Here is a 21,413-nt window from a genome sequence, read left to right as displayed (position 1 = left end):
CCCAAATCTGATGTTCAATCAGGGTTTGACGTACCAGAAGTCCTGCCAGAACCCGATCACCTTCGCAGGATAGTGGGGCTTGCCTAGGCTTCCGTTATAACGGGCCAGGGCACGGTTCATATCACCCTTTTCCTTCTTCAGGTAATAACTGAGGATGGTGCAACCGTAGCGAAGGTTCGTGGCGTTATCGGTAAGGTTGTCCTGTGGGCGTCCCAGCTCCGCTTTCCAGAAGGGCATGACCTGCATCATCCCCTGAGCGCCAACACTGGATATGGCAAAACGGTCGAAGCGACTCTCTGCGTGTATCAGCGCCAGCACGACGTCGGGTTTCAGCCCAGCCTTGCTTGCTTCCTGATGGACGAGCCGCAACAGTGTCAAGCGCTCCTGAGGGTCTGAGACGTATCGTTTCAGACGCGTCGACATATCCAGCAGCCAGACTTCGGCATCAAAGCGATCCTGAAAACTCTCAGCTTCCGCCACGGTGCGCTGCATCAATGCGCGCAATTCAGGCTCCGGCGCCTGGCGAACCGCTGCAAAGGCCGGGCATACGGCGAGTAAAGCCAACAGCCCGAGGCAGGAAAGGGTCTTCACGGTGCTTCTAGCCGTCTTCGCCCGGATCGCGGGCTTGCCGCCCGGCGTCTTGCATCAGGCTGCGAAGAAACTCCTGCTGTAGGTCCGGATCGTTGCGAGTCAACTCGATCAAGCTCTGCTCAAGCTCGCTGGCTTCCTCCTCGAGCCCTAGTTCGGAAAGGCGTTTGACCCGATGCACCCACTCGCTTACATCGTCGCCTTCAAGGTCTTCGAATATCAGGTCGTGGGCTTCGATCAGCTTGCCGCGCAGGCTGCGGCTAACGAGCAAGGTAGCGTCTGCTCGGGTTGCGTCCTGCGGGTCTTCGACACGCAACTGAAGTTTGCCGACCTGACCGATGTCCTGTTCGGCGAACGGCCCGTCTAGAAGATTCAGTCGCAGCACGCCGTTGCGGTCGGTACTTAATTCATGGGTTTCGTTACCTGCGATCACCTGCACCGGACGGTCAGCCCAGGGCAAGCTGGAGTACTCGAGTCGAGCGTCACGACGCTGCTCTTCGAGACTGGCCAGGTTCTGTTGCGAGCGACCATTGGACTCCGCATTGACGAAGGGATTTATTCCAGCGAAACCGTAACTGATCCAGTCGCGGGTGACGCTTTCTGGCAAATTGCCGAGCAATACCACGTTGAGCACATTGGCGCCCACGCCCGCGACAATGGCGACTGCACCAAGAGGAATCTCATAGAGCTCGCGCCATGGCTGATAGGGGGTGTATCTGTCATAGCGACGGGTCACTTCGAAGTCGGTGACTTCGAAGGTTTTTTGATCAAGCACGCGAATACGACGCTGTGGCAGCTCCAGAAGAGGGGCTCCCACTTCGATGCGCAGGCTGTGGTCAAGCAGCTTGCGCTCGGTACGGGCTTCGTGTTCGCTGCGCTGAGGCAGCTGGTTGGCGCAGCCAGTTATGAAAAGCGCCACGCTGAGCGCGGCGCAGATTGAAGCACTTCGGTTGAGCATGATGTCCGTTAGCGATTGGCGCGCGATTTGATGAACCCAATGATGTCTGCGGCGGGAACTGCCTGACTCTCTGCATCTCGCCGGTGTTTGTACTCCAGCGTGCCATCGGCAAGCCCACGATCGCCTACAACGATGCGGTGCGGTATCCCCACCAATTCCATATCGGCAAATTTGACGCCGGGACTAGTTTTTTTGTCACGGTCATCGAGTAGGACCTCATAACCAGCTGCAGTCAGTTCTGCGTACAGGTTATCGGTCGCCTCGCGAACGGCCGGGTTTTCGTACTTCATCGGCACGAGTGCAATCTGAAACGGAGCAAGGGCTTCAGGCCAGAGGATTCCTCGATCGTCGTAATTCTGCTCGATCGCTGCGGCAACGACCCGCGAAACGCCAATCCCATAGCAGCCCATGGTCAAGATGACCGGCTTGCCATTCTCGCCCATCACGCTGCAGTTCATCGCCTGGCTGTACTTGGTGCCAAGCTGGAAAATATGACCGACTTCGATACCGCGCTTGATGATCAGCGTCCCTGACCCGTCCGGGCTAGGGTCACCGGCAACCACGTTGCGCAGATCCGCCACCTCTGCCAGCGGCAGGTCACGCTCCCAGTTGACGCCGAAATAGTGCTTGTCCTCCTGATTCGCACCGGCCACGAAGTCGCTCATCAGCGCTACAGAGCGATCGATCACACAGCTGATCGGCAGATTTACCGGGCCTAGCGAGCCAGGGCCGGCACCCATGGTGGCGCGGATTTCCGCTTCGGTTGCGAATACCAGCGGGCTTTCGACCTGAGGAAGGTTAGCCGCCTTGATCTCGTTCAGTTCATGATCGCCGCGAACGATCAACGCCACCAACTGACCCTTCTCAGTGCTGCGCACGAGCAGCGTTTTAATGGTTTTCTCGACAGGTATCTGGAACTGCTCGACCAGTGCAGCAATCGTCTTGCAGTTCGGCGTATCTACCAGGCGGAGCTCTTCAGTGGCAGCGCCACGCTCGGTTTCGCGAGGGATAGCCTCGGCTTTCTCTATGTTCGCCGCATAGTCGGAGCTGTCACTGAATGCAATGTCATCTTCGCCAGATTCGGCCAAGACGTGGAATTCATGGGAGCCAGTGCCACCGATTGAACCCGTATCTGCCTGTACAGGGCGGAAATTCAATCCCAGGCGCGTGAATATATTGCAGTACGCCTGATGCATCCGGTCATAGGTTTCTTGCAGGGACTGTTGGTCTGCGTGAAATGAATATGCGTCCTTCATCAGAAACTCGCGGCCCCGCATCAAGCCGAAACGTGGGCGGATCTCGTCGCGAAATTTGGTTTGAATCTGATAGAAGTTGATCGGCAATTGCTTGTAGCTATTCAGCTCGTTGCGTGCCAGATCGGTAATGACTTCTTCATGAGTGGGGCCGACGCAAAACTCGCGGTCATGACGATCCTTCACTCGCAGAAGTTCGGGGCCGTACTGCTCCCAGCGTCCGGATTCCTGCCAGAGTTCTGCCGGTTGGATTGCAGGCATCAGAACTTCCAGCGCACCGGCCTTGTTCATTTCATCGCGAACAATGGCTTCGGCCTTGCGCAACGCGCGCAACCCCATCGGCATCCAGGTGTAGAGGCCGGAAGCCAACTTGCGAATCATGCCGGCACGCAGCATCAGCTGATGGCTGATGACGACGGCATCGGACGGCGTTTCTTTAAGAGTCGAGAGCAGGAACTGACTGGTGCGCATGTGGCCGTTGTGTCCTTGCAGAGCAGAATTAGGCTCGGCATTGTACGGCTGTCTCAAGGTGGCGTACAGAATGCTTGGGGAAGGCTGCTGGCCTCAAAAACGAAGAAGCCCGGCAGGGTGCCGGGCTTCTCTTAACGCAGTTACAACTGAGCGGTCTGTGTTACAGGATGCTCAGCGGATACTCGACGATCAAGCGGACATCGGTGAGGTCTGAGCTTTGGTAGACTGGTGCGTAATCCGAATTAGACCAGTACTTGGCATGACGCAGGCGTAGCGAAAGGTCTTTCGCCGCGCCTTCCTGTACGACGTACTTGGCCTCTACGTCCCACTCGCGTTCCTTTCCTTCACCGGTAGGGGTGCTGATATCCCAGCCTTGTGCATAGCGAGTCATGAAGCTCAGGCCAGGTACGCCATAGCTAGCCATGTTCAGGTCGTAACGAGCCTGCCAGGATTTCTCATCTTCGCCGTTGAAGTCGGAGTATTGAATGGAGTTAGCAAGCCAGACAGTGCCATTACCATCGTCGCCATAGATGTAGCCCACTCCATCTACACCGCCATGGGACTGCTGATATGCAAGCGTGAACTTATGAGCGTCGAACGCGTAAGTCCCAGCAAGGCTCCATATAGTATTGTCTTCGTCGCTAGTTGTGCCGACGTAGTCAGCCTCATACTCGCTCTGATAGATGTTGAAGTCGAACGCCAGCGACTGATCCCCTCCAAGGTCAACGTTGTAGTTGACGTTGCCGTAATATTTCTCGAAGGCATCTTTCAAGTCGGAGTAATACAGCGATGTGCTGAAATTGTCGCTGAATGCGTAGGTGCCGCCAATGAAGTTGATTTCATTCAGACTTAGCGAATCGCGGCTCGATTCGCGTTGGGCGCTGAGGGCAGTGAAGCGGCCTGCGTTCAGCTCAAGCCCGTCAATCTCACTGCTGCTGATGATGCTACCAACCGCGGTTTCAGGAAGAAGGCGGCTGTCGTCAGTGGAGAACACGGGCAGGGCGACAAACTGAGTGCCGTACTTGAGAACCGTGTTGGATACGCGGAACTTGATTGCTGCACCGGCCTGCGAATAGTCGTCGGCGACATGGTCGTCACCCTCGACGGACGGGAAGATACCGTTGCCTTGGCGGCCACGACCAGTGTCCAGTTTCACGCCCAGCAAGCCTATTGCATCAACACCTACACCAACAGTGCCTTGAGTGAAGCCTGACTCAAAGGTGCCGATAAAGCCATGGCCCCACTCTTCGCGGTAGCTCTGGCCACGCGCATCGGTGCCGCCAGCACCGTTATCACGGAAATCACGGTTCATGTAGAGGTTGCGGTTCAGGATGGTCAGGCTGCTGTCATCAACAAAGCCTTTCGATTCGGACTGGCTGGACGCCAGGGCCATCTGCGACGTACCGGCCGCAACGGCCATGGCGATAACGCTCCACTTCATCACTTTCATTCGTGATTGCTCCTTTGGTTTCAAATTGGTGCTTGCTTTCCAGCGTGCGCCGGAAAGAGGCATCTTTATTTTCGGTATACAAGCTCAATTGAGTCCTTTGTTTGCCCAGCCGGTGGAGACCGGCAGCAAGCCTGGGAATGTATCTCCGAGAATTACTGTGTAGCTGGGTAAACTAGCGCCAGCAAGCTTAACTCAGCTATTTCCGATTTTCTGCCCCCTCCCGCGGTGGTTTTTTCTCTACAGCAAGAACTGTGCACAAATCGAAATCGCAGGATTTTGGCGAGACGGCGACTCGTTTGGTGCTGTGTGCCGCGCCAAAGCGGGGCCTCTATGGCAGGTCAATGCCCTTGGCTGGTGCGCCTTATTCGGATGAAGGCCTCGGTTCGCTGGAGTATTCTTATCGCAAATCGGACCGGCCGATTCAGGTACGGACTGAATCCATCAAGGATCGGAGAGCCCTTATGTTCGTTCTCGATACACGTTTAGAGCAGGACACAGTTTCAATTGGGGACTTTAGGTTGTGTCGGTTGCTGTTGATGAATGACTCCAGTTATCCCTGGTTCATCCTGGTGCCGAGGCTCGAGGAGGTCAGTGAAGTTTTCCAGTTGGCGACAGCGGACCAGAAGCTGTTATGGGAAGAGGTGACCGCACTGGCCGAGATCGTCAAAGATACCTTTGGTGCCGATAAGATGAATGTTGCGACGTTGGGCAACGTAGTCGCGCAGCTACACGTGCACGTTATCGGCCGGCGACTGGATGACGCAACTTGGCCAGCGCCCGTCTGGGGTCGTCAGCCAGCCGTTTCGTATAGCGAAGAGCAGATCCATGCGATCAGAAACAAGCTGAAACTGGTGCTTACCAACAGCTTCAAATTCACGGAGTGACCGCCATGGATATCGAACAGCGCATAGCTGATCTGGAGGCCCGTCTGGCCTTTCAGGATGACACCATACAAACGTTGAATGATGTGCTTGTTGCGCAGCAGCGCAGCGTAGAGCGATTGGAGGCGCAGTTCGGTTTGCTGGCGAGACGACAGGAAGACTTGCAGAGCAGGATGGAGGGCGAGGGGGACGAAGCGCCTCCGCCCCATTATTAATGCCAGGTCTGGTGTGACGCAAAAGAGGAGCTGGGCGGCAGAACCCTGGGAGTCCTGCCGCAGGTTTTTATTGTCCTGGCTGTGCTGCTACGACGTCTTCGGCCTGCAGGCCTTTGTCCCGCATCATGATGGTGAATTCAACGCGCTGGCCTTCGACCAGTACTCGGTGTCCTTCGCCTCGAATTGCCCGGAAGTGCACGAAGACATCGTCACCACTGTCCCGTGAGATGAAGCCGAAACCTTTAGAGGTGTTGAACCACTTTACCGTGCCTCTTTCGCGCCCTGTAGTGGATGCGTGAGCTTGTTGGGGCTTGCGCGGTATGGATGCTTTACTGCGGTGGGTCTTTACGGCTGTTTTGGATCGAGATGTGGCGAGCTGAAGCACTACCGCGATGAGTGCAAGCACAATGCTGGCAAGAGTCGCGGGTTGGCCGGCAAAGGTACCAACTGGTATCAGCAACACCGCAGCCTGGACTGCCGCGGCAGCAATCAGCAGTGCAGATGCGCCGAGTATTATCGGACGATTATGTCCATTGACATTCAATTGTGCGTTTGACGCGAATTGCACGTTCAGGAGGCCGAGCAATAGCAAGCAAAGCGCATCGGGGTGAATCAGGAATGGCATCCCGCCGGTCAGGCTGGGGACGAAGGACAATATGAGGGCGGCGACGCCCGTTAAAACATGGATGATCTTAAGCATTCGTATTGCTCACGGTTAAATAGCACTTCAGAAAGCGGCAGGCGTAATGGCAAGGCGAAAAGCTGAGCAGGGAATGAAACGATTGCTCGTGATGGTGCCAGCCTGCGGCGCGCGCGAATTTAACAGCAAAGGAGGGCGTCGCTCAAATCGCTGCCTCAATCATTGAGAGCAGAATCTGCCAATTTGTCAGGCTTTGACTTACTACAGGCGGGACTGATCGTGGGGTCAGGTGATATAGCCGCACGGAGGCGGCTATAAACATTTGGCCGTGGCTGCTAGATCATTAAGCGGCCAACAAGCTGCGCAGCATCCAGGCTGTTTTTTCGTGAATCTGCATCCGTTGAGTCAGCAAGTCAGCGGTAGGTTCGTCGCTCACTTTTTCCAGCAGAGGGAAAATCCCGCGCGCGGTTCGCACGACCGCTTCCTGGCCCTCGACCAACAGCTTGATCATTTCATCAGCCGACGGAATCCCCTCCTGCTCTTTGATAGAAGAGAGCTTGGAGTAGGCGGTATAGGTTCCCGGCGCCGGGAATCCAAGGGCACGAATGCGCTCAGCGATGTCATCCACGGCCACTGCAAGTTCCGTGTACTGGGTCTCGAACATCGTGTGGAGCGTGTTGAACATCGGGCCGGTCACGTTCCAATGAAAGTTATGGGTCTTCAGGTACAGGGTGTACGTATCGGCCAGCAGGCGGGACAAGCCCTCGGCAATAGCGGCGCGATCCTGTTCAGCGATGCCAATGTCAATTTCCATGGTTCTCTCCGTTTAGTGGATTCACTGGCATTTATGCCAGAAATTAGATGCAGGTAGCGAGTGGCGTACTGTCGCCAGTTGCAATGTTCTTTTGAAGTGTCTGCAGCGCTGCGGTTCCAACGTGAGGACTATCAGGCTGATTGCTGGAGGCTATCGCAGCCGGCTGCGTTGAGCCGATTATGCAGATATAATCCCGCGCTTGTATCGGGCGGCTCGTATGTCTAAGGGCCAAGCGCGTTTCAATACCCCGCAGTTATCCCTCATCTGAGCTTGGGGCAAACTGCCTGGTTGCGCTGCGATGGAGCCGTCTGCCCAGTCGCGAGTCAAGCGACCCTACGAATTTTTCAAGATACGAGAAGCGAACCCCACCATGATGCGCAGCCACTATTGCGGCCAGTTGAACGAAAGCCTGGACGGCCAGGAAATTACTCTTTGCGGCTGGGTTCATCGCCGCCGTGACCACGGCGGGGTCATCTTCCTCGACATTCGTGATCGTGAAGGCTTGGCACAAGTCGTATTTGATCCGGATCGAGCCGAAACTTTTGCTGCAGCGGACAAGGTGCGCAGCGAATACGTCGTGAAGATCACCGGCAAGGTTCGACTGCGACCGGCTGGCGCGGTCAACCCGAACATGGCTTCCGGTGCCATCGAAGTGCTGGGTTACGAGCTGGTCGTGTTGAACGAGGCAGAAACGCCACCGTTCCCGCTCAACGAATACAGCGATGTGGGCGAAGAAACCCGCTTGCGTTATCGATTTATCGATCTGCGCCGTCCTGAAATGGCGGAAAAGCTGAAGCTGCGCTCTAGCATAACCACCAGCATCAGGCGCTACCTCGACGAGAACGGCTTTCTCGATGTCGAAACCCCAATTCTTGGTCGTCCGACGCCTGAGGGCGCGCGCGATTACCTGGTGCCAAGCCGTACTTATCCGGGTCACTTTTTTGCACTGCCGCAGTCGCCCCAACTGTTCAAACAGTTGTTGATGGTTGCCGGGTTCGATCGTTATTACCAGATCGCCAAGTGCTTCCGTGACGAAGACCTGCGCGCTGATCGTCAGCCGGAATTCACCCAGATCGACATCGAGACAAGCTTTCTCGATGAGTCCGACATCATCGGCATTACCGAAGGCATGGTGCGCAAGCTGTTCAAGGAAGTTCTGGGCGTTGAGTTCGGAGACTTCCCGCATATGCCGTTCGAAGAGGCGATGCGTCGGTACGGTTCGGATAAACCCGATTTGCGCATTCCGCTCGAGCTGGTCGACGTGGCCGATCAGCTGCAGGAAGTCGAGTTCAAGGTCTTCAGTGGACCGGCGAACGATCCGAAGTGCCGAGTCGCGGCGCTTCGCGTGCCGGGCGGCGCCAGCATGCCCCGCAAGCAGATCGACGACTACACCAAGTTTGTTGGCATCTACGGAGCCAAGGGCCTTGCATACATCAAGGTCAACGAGCGCGCCAAGGGCGTGGAAGGTCTGCAGTCGCCCATCGTCAAAAACATCCCGGAAGACAAGCTCAATGTGATCCTTGATCGCGTCGGAGCAGTCGATGGCGATATCGTCTTTTTCGGTGCCGACAAAGCGAAGATCGTCTCCGAGGCGCTCGGTGCGCTGCGTATCAAACTCGGCCACGACCTTAAGCTTCTGACTTGCGAGTGGGCGCCGATGTGGGTCGTCGACTTCCCGATGTTCGAAGAGAACGATGACGGCTCGCTGAGTGCCCTTCACCACCCGTTCACCGCGCCCAAATGCACGCCAGAAGAGTTGGAAGCCAACCCGGCCGGTGCGCTTTCGCGGGCTTACGACATGGTGCTGAATGGAACCGAGTTGGGCGGCGGCTCGATCCGTATTCACCGCAAGGAAATGCAGCAAACCGTTTTCCGCATTTTGGGTATCGACGAAGCGGAGCAGAACGAAAAGTTCGGCTTCCTGCTTGATGCGCTCAAGTTTGGCGCACCGCCGCATGGCGGTCTCGCCTTCGGCCTAGATCGCCTGGTGATGCTGATGACCGGTGCGCAGTCCATTCGCGAAGTGATCGCCTTCCCGAAAACCCAGAGTGCTGCAGACGTAATGACCCAGGCGCCGGGTTCAGTGGATGGCAAGGCATTGCGAGAGCTTCACATCCGCTTGCGCGAGCAACCAAAAGCCGAATGATGGCGCGTCGGAGCCCAGGGAAACCTGGGCTCTTGGTTTCAGCAATCTGAAAGTTGATCAGAAAGGGAGGCAGTTAATGGCTGGTCATTCCAAATGGGCCAACATCAAACATCGCAAGGGTCGCCAGGACGCCAAGCGCGGCAAGATCTTCACTAAAATTATCCGCGAGCTGACCGTGGCCGCGAAGAGCGGGCCGATACCTGCGGACAATCCGCGCCTGCGTCTGGCTGTCGACAAAGCGTTGGTCGCCAATATGACGCGCGACACCATCGATCGCGCTATCGCGCGCGGCGCGGGTACCAACGAAGCCGACAACATGGCGGAGTTGACCTATGAAGGCTATGCGCCCAGTGGCGTTGCGATCATCGTCGAAGCCATGACCGACAACCGCAATCGCACCGCCGCCGAAGTGCGCCATGCGTTCAGCAAGCACGGCGGCAATCTGGGCACCGATGGGTCGGTCGCCTATATGTTCGATCGCAAGGGGCAGATCAGTTTCGCACCAGGCGTCGATGAAGACGCGTTGATGGAGGCGGCCCTGGAGGCGGGGGCCGACGATGTCGAGATGGGCGAAGACGGCTCGGCGATGGTCTCCACCAGCTTTGCCGATTTCCACGCCGTGAACGAGGCGCTGGAAGCGGCAGGGTTCAAAGGCGAAGAAGCGGATATCGCAATGATTCCTTCTATTGCTGCGCCACTCGGCGACGTCGAAACTGCGCAGAAGGTGTTGCGTCTGATCGATGCGCTGGAAGACCTGGATGACGTCCAGAACGTCTACCACAACGCGGAAATCCCGGACGATATTCTGGAACAACTGGAATAAATCTCAGGGGAGCTTGGCCAGAAGTACATCCTGTGTGCTTCCGGCCTTTCAATGGGTGATCGAGGTCTGGATTTTGGCTCTGGCCGGAGCGCAATGAGCTCCCTATACTCGTGCCTGGATAAATAGACAGTACGGCGATTGCATGACGCTCATTCTCGGGATCGATCCCGGTTCAAGGATTACCGGATACGGCGTAGTGCGGGATACCGGTCGTAATTGTGAGTACGTGGCATCTGGCTGTATTCGAACCGGCAGCGGCGAGCTATCCGCACGTTTGCAGGCAGTGTTCGTTGGAGTCTCGGAGGTAATCCGGCTGCATGGTCCGGTGACCATGGGTATCGAGCAGGTGTTCATGGCCAAGAATGCAGACTCTGCGCTGAAACTGGGCCAAGCCCGAGGCGCTGCCATTGTTGCTGCAGCAGAGCAGGGGCTTGAGATTGCCGAGTACACCGCCACGCAGGTCAAGCAAGCGATAGCCGGCACAGGGGGCGCGGATAAGCAGCAGGTGCAGATGATGGTAATGCACCTTTTGAAACTGATTCAGAAGCCGCAGATTGACGCCTCCGATGCCCTGGCGATTGCGCTATGTCATGCCCACCATCGTCAGAGCCTGATTCCGCACGGGCTGGTTGGAGCGAAGCGCAGAGGCGGCCGGCTGCGGTTGTGATTCGTCGTCCCGTGTCGTCGGGTCTAGAAAAGTAAAAGCTTACCTGCCGCTCGCGGGTCGAACGAGGATGCATAAAGGTGATTGGACGCTTACGTGGCACTTTGGCGGAGAAGCAGCCGCCGCATCTGATAATTGAGGTCAATGGCGTCGGTTATGAGCTGGAAGTGCCTATGACCACATTATATCGGCTGCCCTCTGTGGGTGAGCCGGTGACGCTTCATACTCATCTCGTCGTGCGCGAAGATGCGCATCTTTTGTATGGATTCGCAGAAAAGCGCGACCGAGAGCTTTTTCGCGAGTTGATCAGGCTCAATGGCGTCGGTCCAAAGCTTGCCTTGGCGCTGATGTCCGGACTTGAGGTCGACGAGCTGGTTCGATGCGTTCAAGCGCAGGACACCTCCGTGCTGGTGAAAATACCGGGCGTCGGTAAAAAGACCGCGGAACGGTTGCTTGTTGAGCTCAAGGATCGCTTCAAAGCTTGGGAGACCATGCCGTCCATCGCCAACCTGGTGGTGGAACCCCGCGGGACTGTGGCAGTCTCAAGCGCCGAGACAGACGCAGTCAGCGCACTGATCTCCCTTGGTTTCAAGCCGCAAGAGGCGAGCCGTGCCGTATCCGCCGTGCAGGAAGACGATTTGAGTAGTGAAGACTTGATCCGCCGCGCCCTCAAGGGAATGGTCTAGTGATCGAAGCTGATCGTCTCATCGCCGGTACGGGGCGCGACCGCGAGGAGCAGTTCGATCGCGCCATTCGCCCCCTGAGCCTCGCTGACTATATCGGTCAGCCGGTAGTCCGCGAGCAAATGGATCTGTTCATACGGGCGGCGAGAGCGCGTAACGAGCCTCTTGATCACACCCTGATCTTCGGCCCGCCCGGGCTAGGCAAGACGACCCTTGCCAATATCATCGCTCAGGAAATGGGCGTTTCTATCAAGAGCACCTCCGGCCCGGTATTGGAGCGGCCAGGTGATCTGGCAGCACTACTGACCAATCTTGAAGAAGGCGATGTGCTGTTTGTCGACGAAATTCACCGGTTGTCGCCAATCGTGGAGGAGGTGCTCTATCCGGCGATGGAAGACTTCCAGCTGGACATCATGATTGGCGAGGGGCCGGCGGCACGCTCCATCAAGCTCGATCTTCCATCATTCACATTGGTGGGTGCCACAACTCGTGCAGGGATGCTGACAAACCCGCTGCGGGACCGTTTCGGTATCGTTCAACGTCTGGAGTTCTACTCTACGCCCGATCTGGCGACCATTGTTGGCCGGTCCGCCGGCATTCTCGGCCTTACGATAGACCCTGAAGGGGCTGTCGAAATTGCGCGCCGCGCTCGCGGCACCCCGCGGATCGCCAATCGGCTGCTACGTCGGGTGCGGGACTTTGCGGAGGTGCGTGGTAATGGCGAGATCACTCGCACAACTGCAGACCTTGCCCTGAACATGCTCGATGTCGATGAGCGTGGACTGGACCACCAGGACCGCCGCCTGCTGCTCACCATGATCGAAAAGTTCGACGGAGGGCCGGTAGGGATAGACAGTCTGGCGGCAGCCATTAGCGAAGAACGTCATACCATTGAAGATGTTCTCGAGCCCTATCTGATTCAGCAGGGCTACATCATGCGCACACCGCGTGGCCGCGTTGTCACGCGTCACGCCTTTCTGCATTTCGGCCTGAACCTGCCCAAACGCATGAGCGATTCTCCAACCCCAGACCTTTTCAGCAGCGAAACAGAGTGACAAATATTTCTTTGTTTCACCCGATTGGCATTTGCAGGGCCTGGCACTAGTATGCGCGCGGAATCACATGCTCAACCCTTCTTCCATCGGTGTCGCGTTTATTACGAGGATACCGATGCGGGGGGCATCGTTTATTACGTCAATTACCTCAAGTTCATGGAGCGGGCCCGTACCGAGCGGTTGCGCAGCCTGGGTTTCGCCCAGTCGCAACTGGTGGGTGAAGACCTGCTTTTCGTCGTGCACTCAAGTGAAGCGCGCTATCACGCGCCGGCGCGTCTCGACGATGAATTGCTGGTTACGGCAGAGGTGATAGGGCTTAAGCGTGCAAGCCTGCGTTTCAAGCAGCAAGTACGACGAGCGAAGGATGATCTGCTGCTCTGCGAAGGGCAGTTTGTGGTGGCTTGTGTGCGCACCGAGAGTTTGAAACCCCGTCCCATTCCCGAGGCGCTGCGTGCGGCGTTCGTCGGGGCGGGTCTACCCCCTGCAGGAGAGTAAGCGTGGAAGCCAACGTCGATCATATGTCCATGTGGAGCCTGATCAGCAACGCCAGCTTTGTAGTTCAGCTGGTCATGCTCATTCTGGTGGGCGCCTCGGTGACCTCTTGGATCATCATTTTTCAGCGCGGCAATATGCTCCGTGCCGCAAAACGCTCGCTCGACAGTTTCGAAGAGCGTTTCTGGTCGGGCATCGATCTTTCGAAACTGTATCGCCAGGCCGGAAGCAATCCTGATCCTGATTCAGGCGTCGAGCAGATATTTCGTGCCGGTTTCAAAGAATTCTCTCGCCTGCGCCAGCAGCAGGGCGTGGATCCTGATGCAGTCATGGACGGCGTCAACCGGGCAATGCGGGTCGCCATCTCACGTGAGGAAGAAAAGCTCGACCAGAGCCTGCCATATCTCGCAACGGTCGGCTCCACCAGCCCGTACATCGGCCTGTTTGGTACCGTTTGGGGCATCATGAACTCGTTCCGAGGCCTGGCGCAGGTTCAGCAGGCGACCCTGGCTACGGTGGCGCCTGGTATTGCTGAGGCGTTGATTGCGACTGCCATTGGTCTGTTCGCGGCGATCCCCGCGGTCATTGCCTACAACCGATTCTCTGCTCGTGGCGAAATGCTGATCGGCCGCTATTACACCTTTGCCGACGAGTTCCAGGCGATTCTCCATCGCAAAGTTCACACCACAGAAGACTGAGGCCCGCAGGCCATGGCAAGAATTCGCAACAGACGCAAACCCGTCGCCGAGATGAACGTGGTGCCTTACATCGACGTGATGTTGGTGCTGCTCGTTATCTTCATGGTGACAGCGCCCATGCTCAATCAGGGTGTGAAGGTCGATCTGCCAAAGGTCAGTAGCGAGGTGCTGCCGCAGGACAACGATGCTCGTGTTCTGACGGTCTCGATCAAGGCTGACAAGACCTATTTCTGGAACATTGGTAGCGAGGTCGATACTGATACTGTCCAGGATCAGGCGTTGACGCTTGAAGAGATGACCAAGGCGGTTACGGCAATCATGAATCAGAACCGCAGCCAGGGTAAGCAGGTTCAAGTATTTGTGCGCGGCGACAAGGCGGTGGACTACGGCTCGGTAATGTCCGCCATGGGCGGATTGCAGGAAGCCGGCGTAGGTAATGTCGGCTTGATTACCGAGGCGCCTTGATGCAGCAGCCGGAACGTTCGCGCTCGGAGAGCTATTATTGGCCGACCATTCTTGCGGTCGGCTTGCATGTCATCCTGTTCGGGGCGCTTTTCGTCAGCTTCGCCATGACTCCTGAGCTACCGCCGTCCAAGCCTTTCGTCCAGGCTACTCTGTACCAGCTAAAATCACAGAGCCAGGCTACGACTCAGACCAACCAGAAAATTGCCGGTGAGGCGCAGAAGACCTCCGCTAAGCAATACGAAGCCGAGCAGATGGAGCAACGTAAGGTCGAGCAGGAAAAGCAGGTAGCCGCAAAAGTCGCGGAACAAAAAAAAGCTGACGAGGCTCGAAAGGCCGAAGTAGCAAAAGCAGATGCCGAGAAAAAGGCATCGGAAGCGAAGAAGGCCGAAGAAGCTAAAAAAGCTGAGCAGCAGAAGCAGGCAGACATTGCCAAGAAGAAAGCTGCAGACGAAGAGGCTAAGAAAAAGGCTGCCGAAGAGGCCAAGAAAAAGGCTGCCGCAGAGGAAGCAAAAAAGAAAGCCGCTGAAGAGGCTAAGAAGAAGGCCGCTGCAGAAGCAGCCAAGAAAAAAGCTGCCGAGGACGCCAAAAAGAAAGCGGCAGAAGCTGCACGTAAAGCGTCCGAAGACAAGAAAGCTCAAGCGCTTGCAGAGTTGCTATCTGAAGACACGCAGCGTCAGCAGGCTATGGCTGACACGCAAGGCGATCAAACTTCCGGGAATTTTGACGATCTGATTCGAATTCGTGCTGCGGAAGGCTGGTCTCGCCCGCCGTCGGCACGTAACAACATGTCGGTTTCGCTGCGAGTAAACATGCTGCCTGATGGAACCATCACGGCCGTTACCGTTTCCCGCTCCAGCGGAGATGCTCCATTCGATAATTCCGCGGTTGCCGCGGTCAAGAATATTGGTCGGCTGACCGAGATGCAGGGGCTTACTGCTCAGGAATTCCAGCCGTATCGCTCGTTCACGATGACATTCACGCCTGAGGATCTTGCGTTGTGATCAATCCCCTTCGAGGTTTATTCGTCCTTCTATTGTTCGTGTTCGGCTCTGCCGTGGCGCAAGAGAAGAACATTGTTGTTACCAGCGGTGCTGATCGCGCGATTCCTATCGCGGTGGTGCCATTCGGTTGGCAGGGCGGTAGCGTTCTGCCAGAGGATATGGCCGGTATCATTGGTAACGATATGCGCAACTCCGGCATCTTCGAGCCGATTCCGAAGCAGAATATGATCAGCCTTCCGACGCGTGGAAGCGAAATCATTTTCCGTGACTGGAAAGCACTCGGCGCCCAATACGTGATGGTTGGCAACATCGAACCCTCGGCAGGAAAGCTTCAGATCCGTTACGAGGTGTTCAATGTCACCACTGAGCAGCAGGTCATGACTGGCACTGTTGGAGGTGGGCAGGACCAATTGAGAGACATGGCGCACTATGCATCGGATCAGGCGTTCGAGAAGCTGACCGGCATTAAAGGCGCTTTCTCTACGCGTCTTCTTTACGTGACTGTCGAGCGCCTTGGTGGTGCCAATACCCGGTACACGCTCCAGCGATCCGACTACGATGGCGCGCGAGCGGTCACTCTACTGCAGTCACGTGAGCCGATTCTGTCGCCACGCTACTCGCCGGACAGTGGACGAATTGCATATGTGTCCTTCGAGCAGAAGCGGCCGCGCATATTCATGCAGCATATCGATACCGGTCGTCGGGAACAGATCACCAATTTTGAAGGACTTAATGGCGCACCTGCCTTCTCGCCGGACGGCAATCGCCTTGCTTTCGTGCTGTCCAAAGACGGCAATCCGGAAATCTACGTGATGGATCTTGGTTCTCGGCAGTTGCAGCGGCTGACGAATCATTACGCAATTGATACCGAGCCATTCTGGGGCGCAGACGGCCAAACCATTTACTTTACGTCCGATCGCGCCGGCAAACCGCAGATCTACAAGCAGCGCGTAGGTAGTAACAATGCCGAGCGTGTTACGTTCGTAGGTAACTACAATGCCAATCCCAAGTTGTCTGCAGACGAGAAAACCCTGGTGATGATTCATCGTCAGGACGGCTACACTAATTTCAAAGTGGCGGCGCAGGACCTGCAGCGCGGAAATTTGAGGTTGCTTACGGATACGAGTTTAGATGAGTCGCCCACTGTTGCGCCTAATGGCACCATGCTAATCTACGCGACCCGCCAGCAGGGCCGGGGAGTCTTGATGCTCGTATCAATCAATGGTCGAGTTAGGCTCCCGCTTCCTACTGCTCAAGGCGAAGTCCGTGAGCCATCGTGGTCCCCTTACCTGAACTGATGCGGTATTAATGCTTTACCTAACCAAAAACACACCTGGGGTTGTTACACATGGAAATGCTTAAATTCGGTAAGTTTGCTGCGCTGGCTCTGGCTATGGCCGTAGCTGTTGGTTGCTCGTCCAAAGGTGGCGACGATTCAGGCGAAGGTTCTTCTGCCATTGACCCGAACGCTGGCTACGGCGCTAACAGCGGTGCTGTTGATGGTAGCATGAGCGGTGAAGAGGCTGCCCTGCGCGCCATCACTACCTTCTACTTCGAATACGACAGCTCTGACCTGAAGCCGGAAGCCATGCGCGCTCTGGACGTTCATGCCAAGGACCTGCAGTCTGCTGGCAACCGTGTAGTCCTGGAAGGCCACACTGACGAGCGCGGCACTCGCGAATACAACATGGCTCTGGGCGAGCGTCGTTCCAAGGCAGTCCAGCGCTACCTGGTACTGCAGGGCGTTTCCCCTGCCCAGCTTGAGCTGGTTTCCTACGGCGAAGAGCGTCCTGTTGCCATGGGTAACGACGAGCAGTCCTGGGCTCAGAACCGTCGCGTAGAACTGCGTAAGTAATAAGCCATGCTTAAGCACCGTTATGCTCTGACGCTCATTGCGCTTGGTTTGCCGCTTATGGCGGGAGCCCAGGTTCCGGTAGTGGACTACGATTCGCAAGCCCAGCAAGGTGGCTCGTCTGGATCGGGATATTCTTCCGGAGCGGATACTGGCGGTGCTTATGCTGGGGGCGGTGCTTCGGCTCCGTCCTCAGCGCAGGGCATGCTCTTCGTTCAGTTGCAGCAGATGCAGGAAGAAATTGCACAGCTGCGCGGCATGCTTGAGGTTCAGCAGAACGAAATCCAGAGTCTGAAACGTGAAGGTCTTGAGCGATATCAGGACTTGGACAGTCGCTTGTCGAATGCCGCTTCCGGCGGTTCGGCCAGCAATACTAATTCTTCATCCGCTGGCGCCATTGACGCCCGTGGAGTTCTTGAGCCGCCCACTAGGGGCGCTCAGCAGCAGGCAGCTGGTGGTGAGTCGGCCGACCCTGAAAAGGAAAAGCTTTACTACGACGCTGCGTTCGATCTGATCAAAGCAAAAGACTTTGATAAGGCGAGCCAAGCTTTCTCTGCTTTTCTTCGCAAGTATCCGAGCAGCCCGTACGCCGGTAATGCTCAATACTGGCTGGGTGAGGTAAACCTTGCCAAAGGTGATCTGCAGGGAGCGGGCCAGGCTTTTGCGAAGGTCAGTCAGTCGTACCCGCAGCATAACAAGGTGCCGGACTCGCTTTACAAGCTCGCTGATGTCGAGATACGACTGGGCAACCGAGACAAGGCTAACGGTATCCTTCGTCAGGTTATCTCGGAGTATCCGAACAGCTCAGCTGCCCAGTTGGCCCAGCGGCAACTCAATCGGTAAATGATGTTGTTGATGCTCAAATGACCCGCCTTCTGGCGGGTTTTTTCGTTAGAATTCACGCCCTTTTCCGCAACGGTGGCGGATGGCCTGTTTAGCCGTCACGCCCGTGGCCAGATATGCACCATACCCTGCGAATAACCGAGATATTCTTTTCTCTGCAGGGGGAGACTCGTACCAGCGGCTTACCTACGGTATTTGTCCGCCTGACCGGCTGTCCCCTGCGCTGTCAATACTGCGATACGGCCTACGCATTTAGCGGTGGGGAGATCATGCCGCTCGACGTGATCCTGCAGCAGGTCGCTTCCTACAATCCCCGTTATGTTTGCGTAACTGGAGGCGAGCCACTGGCTCAGCCGAACTGTTTGCCCTTACTGCGACAGCTATGCGACGCGGGATACGAGGTGTCACTGGAAACAAGTGGTGCGCTTGACATCTCCAATACCGACGAGCGCGTAAGCCGTGTAGTGGATCTAAAGACACCAGGTTCCGCTGAGTCGGGCCGGAATCTATATGACAACATTGGCCATCTAACGGCCAACGATCAAATCAAGTTCGTGATCTGTTCGCGGGAGGATTACGACTGGGCTGTCTCCAAGCTTATCGAGTATCGCTTGGATGCACGGGTGGCGGAGGTGTTGTTCTCACCCAGTCAGGGACAGCTCGACGCTCGCCTGCTGGCGGAGTGGATCGTCGCAGACAATTTGCCGGTCCGACTTCAGCTCCAGCTTCATAAAATCCTCTGGAACGACGCGCCGGGCCATTGATCTCGCAATGTCCTGATCTTCTGAATACGCGGGAAACGCAATGAATCATAAGAAAGCAGTAATCCTTCTTTCGGGCGGGCTGGATTCGGCGACCGTACTCGCCATCGCCAAGGAGCAGGGATATTCGTGCTACACAATGAGTTTCGATTACGGGCAACGCCATCGCGCTGAGTTGCAGGCCGCCGAGCGTGTATCACGCCAGCATGCGGTAGAGCACAAGGTCATTGGCATCAATCTGGACGGAATCGGCGGCTCTGCGTTGACGGATAGCGCCATCGCTGTGCCGGAACAGCTCGGTGAAGGCATCCCGGTTACATACGTGCCCGCCCGCAATACGGTATTTCTGTCGCTCGCACTAGGGTGGGCAGAAGTGCTCGGCGCACAGGATATTTTTATTGGCGTCAATGCGGTCGATTATTCGGGCTACCCCGACTGCCGACCCGAGTTCATCGATGCCTTCGAGCGGATGGCGAACCTGGCGACTAAGGCTGGTGTTGAAGGGTCTGGCTTTTCGATCCGCGCTCCGTTACAGAACTTGAGCAAAGCTGAAATCGTCAAGATGGGGGTGCAGTTGGGTGTCGACTATTCTTCTACCGTATCCTGCTACCAAGCTGACGATGACGGTCGTGCCTGCCGAGTGTGCGACAGTTGTCGCCTCAGGGCCGCTGGTTTCGAAGCGGCTGGGGTGGAAGATCCAACTCGTTACTACTGAACTTTTTCAAAAAGCTGGTTGATTTAATCAATCAAATCAGTATCATGCGCACCGCAACGGGTCGTTAGCTCAGTTGGTAGAGCAGTTGGCTTTTAACCAATTGGTCGTAGGTTCGAATCCCACACGACCCACCAAATTCTCCTTTTAAAGGAGAGAGAAAAGCCGGAGGCCGCTAAGGTCATCCGGCTTTTTTATGTCCGCAGTTTATAGATATACAAGAACGAACGAGCGGTGCGGTTATCAAGGTCAATCCTCTACGACCTTGGTAGATGACCCGAGCGTCTTCAAACGTACTAGACTCCGGTTTTCCGATTTCACAGTGGTTCGAGGCTCAAATGTATTCTGATCGCATCCGCCTGTCCTCCCTGCATAGCAAGGTCATGAGCGCCGACGAGGCAGCTACCCACGTTCTCGATGGCATGACCGTCGGCATGAGTGGTTTCACCCGCGCGGGCGAAGCCAAGGCCGTTCCCATGGCGCTGATCAAGCGCGCCAAGGACAAGCCGCTGAAGATCAGCCTGATCACCGGTGCCAGCCTTGGCAACGACCTGGACGGTTTGATGGCCGAAGCGGGTCTGCTGTCCCGTCGCATGCCGTTCCAGGCTGATGCTGCGCTGCGTAAAGCGATCAACGGAGGTGAGGTCATGTTCATCGACCAGCACCTCTCGCACACTGTTGAGCAGATGCGTAATCACCAGATCAAAAAGCCTGATCTCGCGATCATCGAAGCGGTCGCCATCACTGAGCAGGGGCATATCGTCCCGACTACGTCCGTGGGCAACTCAGCCAATCTGGCCTTGTTCGCCGACAAGGTGATCATCGAGCTGAACATGGCGCACAACCCTAATCTGGAAGGCTTGCACGACATCTATATCCCGGGTGAGCGTCCGAATCGTCAGCCGATCCCACTGCTGAAAGTCGATGACCGTATCGGAACGGGCGCCATCCCAATCGACCCCGCCAAGATTGCTGCGATTGTCATTACTGACCAGCCTGACTCTTACTCCACCGTAACTCCCCCGGATGATGAGACTCAGGCAATCGCCAACCATCTGATCCATTTCTTCAAGAAAGAAGTCGATGCAGGACGTTTGAGCAACAGCCTCGGCCCGCTGCAGGCTGGTATTGGCAATATTGCCAACGCTGTCATGTGCGGCCTGATCGATTCCCCGTTCGAAAACCTGGTGATGTATTCAGAAGTTCTGCAGGATTCCACTTTCGACCTGATCGATGCAGGCAAGATGGTGTTCGCCTCTGGTTGTTCCATCACTCTGTCCGAGCGTTGCAATAGTCGCGTGTTCGGTAACCTAGAGAAATACAAGGACAAGCTGATCCTTCGCCCGCAGGAAATTTCCAACCATCCTGAGTTGGTGCGCCGTATCGGCATCATCGGTATCAACACTGCGCTCGAGTTCGACATCTACGGCAACGTCAACTCGACGCATGTGGGCGGTACCAAGATGATGAATGGCATTGGCGGTTCAGGCGACTTCGCCCGTAATGCCCATATGGCCATCTTCGTCACCAAGTCGATTGCCAAAGGCGGCAACATCTCCAGCGTCGTTCCGATGGTTGCCCATGTCGATCACACCGAGCACGATGTCAGTATTCTCGTGACCGAGCAGGGCCTTGCCGATCTTCGTGGCTTGGCGCCGCGCGAGCGGGCGCGAGTGATTATCGACAACTGTGTGCATCCATCCTATCGCGATGCGCTGAACGCCTACTTCGATGCTGCTTGCAAGAAGGGTGGTCAGACGCCGCATCTGCTGCATGAAGCGATGGATTGGCATACTAACCTTGAAGAGCGTGGACACATGCTCAAGGGCAAGTAGCACGCTCAGAAGCCCGTCAACATGAGTTGGCGGGCTTCTCGCTTCCAGCTCGTCTTGAGTCATCACTTTCTCCGCTTTCATTTCTCTGAAAGCATCAGCTAGTATTCCGCCCC

23 protein-coding genes and 1 tRNA gene are annotated in these 21,413 nt (G+C 56.3%); 18 read left to right on the top strand and 6 right to left on the bottom strand.

Annotated elements, in window-relative coordinates:
• Positions 1–18: 18 nt before the first annotated feature.
• The 4 genes from EA797_RS10440 to EA797_RS10425 form a co-directional block, all read right to left on the bottom strand.
• The gene (locus EA797_RS10440) at positions 19–591 is read right to left on the bottom strand and encodes a transglycosylase SLT domain-containing protein (RefSeq protein ID WP_122165137.1); all 573 of its coding nucleotides are present in this window, start codon (positions 589–591) and stop codon (positions 19–21) included.
• Positions 592–598: 7 nt separating this feature from the next.
• Complete coding sequence (locus EA797_RS10435; protein ID WP_122165136.1) at positions 599–1,546, bottom strand: hypothetical protein; 948 nt, start codon at positions 1,544–1,546, stop codon at positions 599–601.
• Positions 1,547–1,554: 8 nt separating this feature from the next.
• The gene (locus EA797_RS10430) at positions 1,555–3,270 is read right to left on the bottom strand and encodes a proline--tRNA ligase (protein WP_122165135.1); all 1,716 of its coding nucleotides are present in this window, start codon (positions 3,268–3,270) and stop codon (positions 1,555–1,557) included.
• A gap of 160 nt (positions 3,271–3,430) precedes the next feature.
• Entirely contained in the window at positions 3,431–4,720 is a 1,290-nt protein-coding gene (locus EA797_RS10425; protein ID WP_122165134.1) for an OprD family porin, read from the bottom strand.
• 461 nt (positions 4,721–5,181) lie between these two features.
• Between EA797_RS10425 and EA797_RS10420 the strand changes: the two genes are divergently transcribed.
• The gene (locus EA797_RS10420) at positions 5,182–5,604 is read left to right on the top strand and encodes an HIT domain-containing protein (protein ID WP_122165133.1); all 423 of its coding nucleotides are present in this window, start codon (positions 5,182–5,184) and stop codon (positions 5,602–5,604) included.
• A 5-nt stretch (positions 5,605–5,609) separates the two neighbouring features.
• Positions 5,610–5,816 carry a SlyX family protein gene (locus EA797_RS10415; RefSeq protein ID WP_122165132.1) on the top strand — a complete coding sequence of 69 codons (207 nt, stop codon included), beginning with the start codon at positions 5,610–5,612 and terminating at the stop codon, positions 5,814–5,816.
• A 67-nt stretch (positions 5,817–5,883) separates the two neighbouring features.
• Here the strand turns inward: EA797_RS10415 and EA797_RS22120 are convergent, their stop codons facing one another.
• On the bottom strand, positions 5,884–6,516 hold the full coding sequence (locus tag EA797_RS22120) for a cold-shock protein (RefSeq protein ID WP_122165131.1): 633 nt from the start codon (positions 6,514–6,516) through the stop codon (positions 5,884–5,886).
• A gap of 283 nt (positions 6,517–6,799) precedes the next feature.
• Positions 6,800–7,270, bottom strand: a complete 471-nt coding sequence (locus EA797_RS10405; protein WP_122165130.1) for a Dps family protein — start codon at positions 7,268–7,270, stop codon at positions 6,800–6,802.
• Positions 7,271–7,640: 370 nt separating this feature from the next.
• Between EA797_RS10405 and aspS the strand changes: the two genes are divergently transcribed.
• The 16 genes from aspS to EA797_RS10325 all read left to right on the top strand — a co-directional run bounded on the left by aspS (position 7,641) and on the right by EA797_RS10325 (position 21,300).
• Complete coding sequence (gene aspS / locus EA797_RS10400) at positions 7,641–9,416, top strand: aspartate--tRNA ligase (protein ID WP_122166233.1); 1,776 nt, start codon at positions 7,641–7,643, stop codon at positions 9,414–9,416.
• A gap of 76 nt (positions 9,417–9,492) precedes the next feature.
• Positions 9,493–10,239: a YebC/PmpR family DNA-binding transcriptional regulator gene (locus EA797_RS10395; RefSeq protein WP_122165129.1), complete on the top strand. Its 747-nt coding sequence runs from the start codon at positions 9,493–9,495 to the stop codon at positions 10,237–10,239.
• 142 nt (positions 10,240–10,381) lie between these two features.
• Positions 10,382–10,906: a crossover junction endodeoxyribonuclease RuvC gene (gene ruvC, locus EA797_RS10390; RefSeq protein ID WP_122165128.1), complete on the top strand. Its 525-nt coding sequence runs from the start codon at positions 10,382–10,384 to the stop codon at positions 10,904–10,906.
• 77 nt (positions 10,907–10,983) lie between these two features.
• Positions 10,984–11,589 carry a Holliday junction branch migration protein RuvA gene (gene ruvA, locus EA797_RS10385; RefSeq protein WP_122165127.1) on the top strand — a complete coding sequence of 202 codons (606 nt, stop codon included), beginning with the start codon at positions 10,984–10,986 and terminating at the stop codon, positions 11,587–11,589.
• Positions 11,589–12,641: a Holliday junction branch migration DNA helicase RuvB gene (gene ruvB / locus EA797_RS10380; RefSeq protein WP_122165126.1), complete on the top strand. Its 1,053-nt coding sequence runs from the start codon at positions 11,589–11,591 to the stop codon at positions 12,639–12,641. The genes ruvA and ruvB overlap by 1 nt, the downstream gene beginning before the upstream one ends.
• Positions 12,642–12,692: 51 nt before the next feature.
• Positions 12,693–13,136, top strand: a complete 444-nt coding sequence (gene ybgC / locus EA797_RS10375) for a tol-pal system-associated acyl-CoA thioesterase (protein WP_122165125.1) — start codon at positions 12,693–12,695, stop codon at positions 13,134–13,136.
• A 2-nt stretch (positions 13,137–13,138) separates the two neighbouring features.
• Positions 13,139–13,831 (top strand): protein TolQ, encoded by a 693-nt coding sequence (tolQ, locus tag EA797_RS10370; protein ID WP_122165124.1) that lies wholly within the window; start codon positions 13,139–13,141, stop codon positions 13,829–13,831.
• A 12-nt stretch (positions 13,832–13,843) separates the two neighbouring features.
• Complete coding sequence (tolR, locus tag EA797_RS10365; protein WP_122165123.1) at positions 13,844–14,296, top strand: protein TolR; 453 nt, start codon at positions 13,844–13,846, stop codon at positions 14,294–14,296.
• The gene (gene tolA, locus EA797_RS10360) at positions 14,296–15,297 is read left to right on the top strand and encodes a cell envelope integrity protein TolA (RefSeq protein WP_122165122.1); all 1,002 of its coding nucleotides are present in this window, start codon (positions 14,296–14,298) and stop codon (positions 15,295–15,297) included. The genes tolR and tolA overlap by 1 nt, the downstream gene beginning before the upstream one ends.
• Complete coding sequence (gene tolB, locus EA797_RS10355) at positions 15,294–16,595, top strand: Tol-Pal system beta propeller repeat protein TolB (protein WP_122165121.1); 1,302 nt, start codon at positions 15,294–15,296, stop codon at positions 16,593–16,595. Before tolA ends, tolB begins: the two co-directional genes overlap by 4 nt.
• Positions 16,596–16,645: 50 nt before the next feature.
• On the top strand, positions 16,646–17,152 hold the full coding sequence (gene pal / locus EA797_RS10350; RefSeq protein WP_122165120.1) for a peptidoglycan-associated lipoprotein Pal: 507 nt from the start codon (positions 16,646–16,648) through the stop codon (positions 17,150–17,152).
• Between the two features lie 6 nt (positions 17,153–17,158).
• On the top strand, positions 17,159–17,992 hold the full coding sequence (gene ybgF / locus EA797_RS10345) for a tol-pal system protein YbgF (RefSeq protein ID WP_122165119.1): 834 nt from the start codon (positions 17,159–17,161) through the stop codon (positions 17,990–17,992).
• Between the two features lie 116 nt (positions 17,993–18,108).
• On the top strand, positions 18,109–18,756 hold the full coding sequence (gene queE / locus EA797_RS10340; RefSeq protein ID WP_122165118.1) for a 7-carboxy-7-deazaguanine synthase QueE: 648 nt from the start codon (positions 18,109–18,111) through the stop codon (positions 18,754–18,756).
• A 40-nt stretch (positions 18,757–18,796) separates the two neighbouring features.
• On the top strand, positions 18,797–19,468 hold the full coding sequence (gene queC, locus EA797_RS10335; RefSeq protein WP_122165117.1) for a 7-cyano-7-deazaguanine synthase QueC: 672 nt from the start codon (positions 18,797–18,799) through the stop codon (positions 19,466–19,468).
• A gap of 58 nt (positions 19,469–19,526) precedes the next feature.
• Positions 19,527–19,602: transfer RNA gene (locus tag EA797_RS10330), tRNA-Lys, on the top strand.
• A gap of 201 nt (positions 19,603–19,803) precedes the next feature.
• A complete protein-coding gene (locus EA797_RS10325) occupies positions 19,804–21,300 on the top strand; it encodes an acetyl-CoA hydrolase/transferase family protein (protein ID WP_122165116.1) in 1,497 nt (498 codons plus the stop codon).
• Positions 21,301–21,413 lie beyond the last annotated feature (113 nt).

It is taken from the genome of Stutzerimonas zhaodongensis (genome assembly GCF_003696365.1).
Lineage (GTDB): Bacteria > Pseudomonadota > Gammaproteobacteria > Pseudomonadales > Pseudomonadaceae > Stutzerimonas > Stutzerimonas zhaodongensis.
Note: the sequence above shows the minus strand (reverse complement) of the source record. Positions and strands in the feature narration are given on the sequence as shown.

What these genes read in the sequence shown, in the direction of transcription:
- EA797_RS10435 (WP_122165136.1), bottom strand. Translation starts at nt 1,546, where the DNA reads ATGCTCAACCGAAGTGCTTCAATCTGCGCCGCGCTCAGCGTGGCGCTT.
- EA797_RS10430 (WP_122165135.1), bottom strand. Translation starts at nt 3,270, where the DNA reads ATGCGCACCAGTCAGTTCCTGCTCTCGACTCTTAAAGAAACGCCGTCC.
- EA797_RS10425 (WP_122165134.1), bottom strand. Translation starts at nt 4,720, where the DNA reads ATGAAAGTGATGAAGTGGAGCGTTATCGCCATGGCCGTTGCGGCCGGT.
- EA797_RS10420 (WP_122165133.1), top strand. Translation starts at nt 5,182, where the DNA reads ATGTTCGTTCTCGATACACGTTTAGAGCAGGACACAGTTTCAATTGGG.
- EA797_RS10415 (WP_122165132.1), top strand. Translation starts at nt 5,610, where the DNA reads ATGGATATCGAACAGCGCATAGCTGATCTGGAGGCCCGTCTGGCCTTT.
- EA797_RS22120 (WP_122165131.1), bottom strand. Translation starts at nt 6,516, where the DNA reads ATGCTTAAGATCATCCATGTTTTAACGGGCGTCGCCGCCCTCATATTG.
- EA797_RS10405 (WP_122165130.1), bottom strand. Translation starts at nt 7,270, where the DNA reads ATGGAAATTGACATTGGCATCGCTGAACAGGATCGCGCCGCTATTGCC.
- aspS (WP_122166233.1), top strand. Translation starts at nt 7,641, where the DNA reads ATGATGCGCAGCCACTATTGCGGCCAGTTGAACGAAAGCCTGGACGGC.
- EA797_RS10395 (WP_122165129.1), top strand. Translation starts at nt 9,493, where the DNA reads ATGGCTGGTCATTCCAAATGGGCCAACATCAAACATCGCAAGGGTCGC.
- ruvC (WP_122165128.1), top strand. Translation starts at nt 10,382, where the DNA reads ATGACGCTCATTCTCGGGATCGATCCCGGTTCAAGGATTACCGGATAC.
- ybgC (WP_122165125.1), top strand. Translation starts at nt 12,693, where the DNA reads ATGCGCGCGGAATCACATGCTCAACCCTTCTTCCATCGGTGTCGCGTT.
- tolR (WP_122165123.1), top strand. Translation starts at nt 13,844, where the DNA reads ATGGCAAGAATTCGCAACAGACGCAAACCCGTCGCCGAGATGAACGTG.
- tolA (WP_122165122.1), top strand. Translation starts at nt 14,296, where the DNA reads ATGCAGCAGCCGGAACGTTCGCGCTCGGAGAGCTATTATTGGCCGACC.
- pal (WP_122165120.1), top strand. Translation starts at nt 16,646, where the DNA reads ATGGAAATGCTTAAATTCGGTAAGTTTGCTGCGCTGGCTCTGGCTATG.
- ybgF (WP_122165119.1), top strand. Translation starts at nt 17,159, where the DNA reads ATGCTTAAGCACCGTTATGCTCTGACGCTCATTGCGCTTGGTTTGCCG.
- queE (WP_122165118.1), top strand. Translation starts at nt 18,109, where the DNA reads ATGCACCATACCCTGCGAATAACCGAGATATTCTTTTCTCTGCAGGGG.
- queC (WP_122165117.1), top strand. Translation starts at nt 18,797, where the DNA reads ATGAATCATAAGAAAGCAGTAATCCTTCTTTCGGGCGGGCTGGATTCG.
- EA797_RS10325 (WP_122165116.1), top strand. Translation starts at nt 19,804, where the DNA reads ATGTATTCTGATCGCATCCGCCTGTCCTCCCTGCATAGCAAGGTCATG.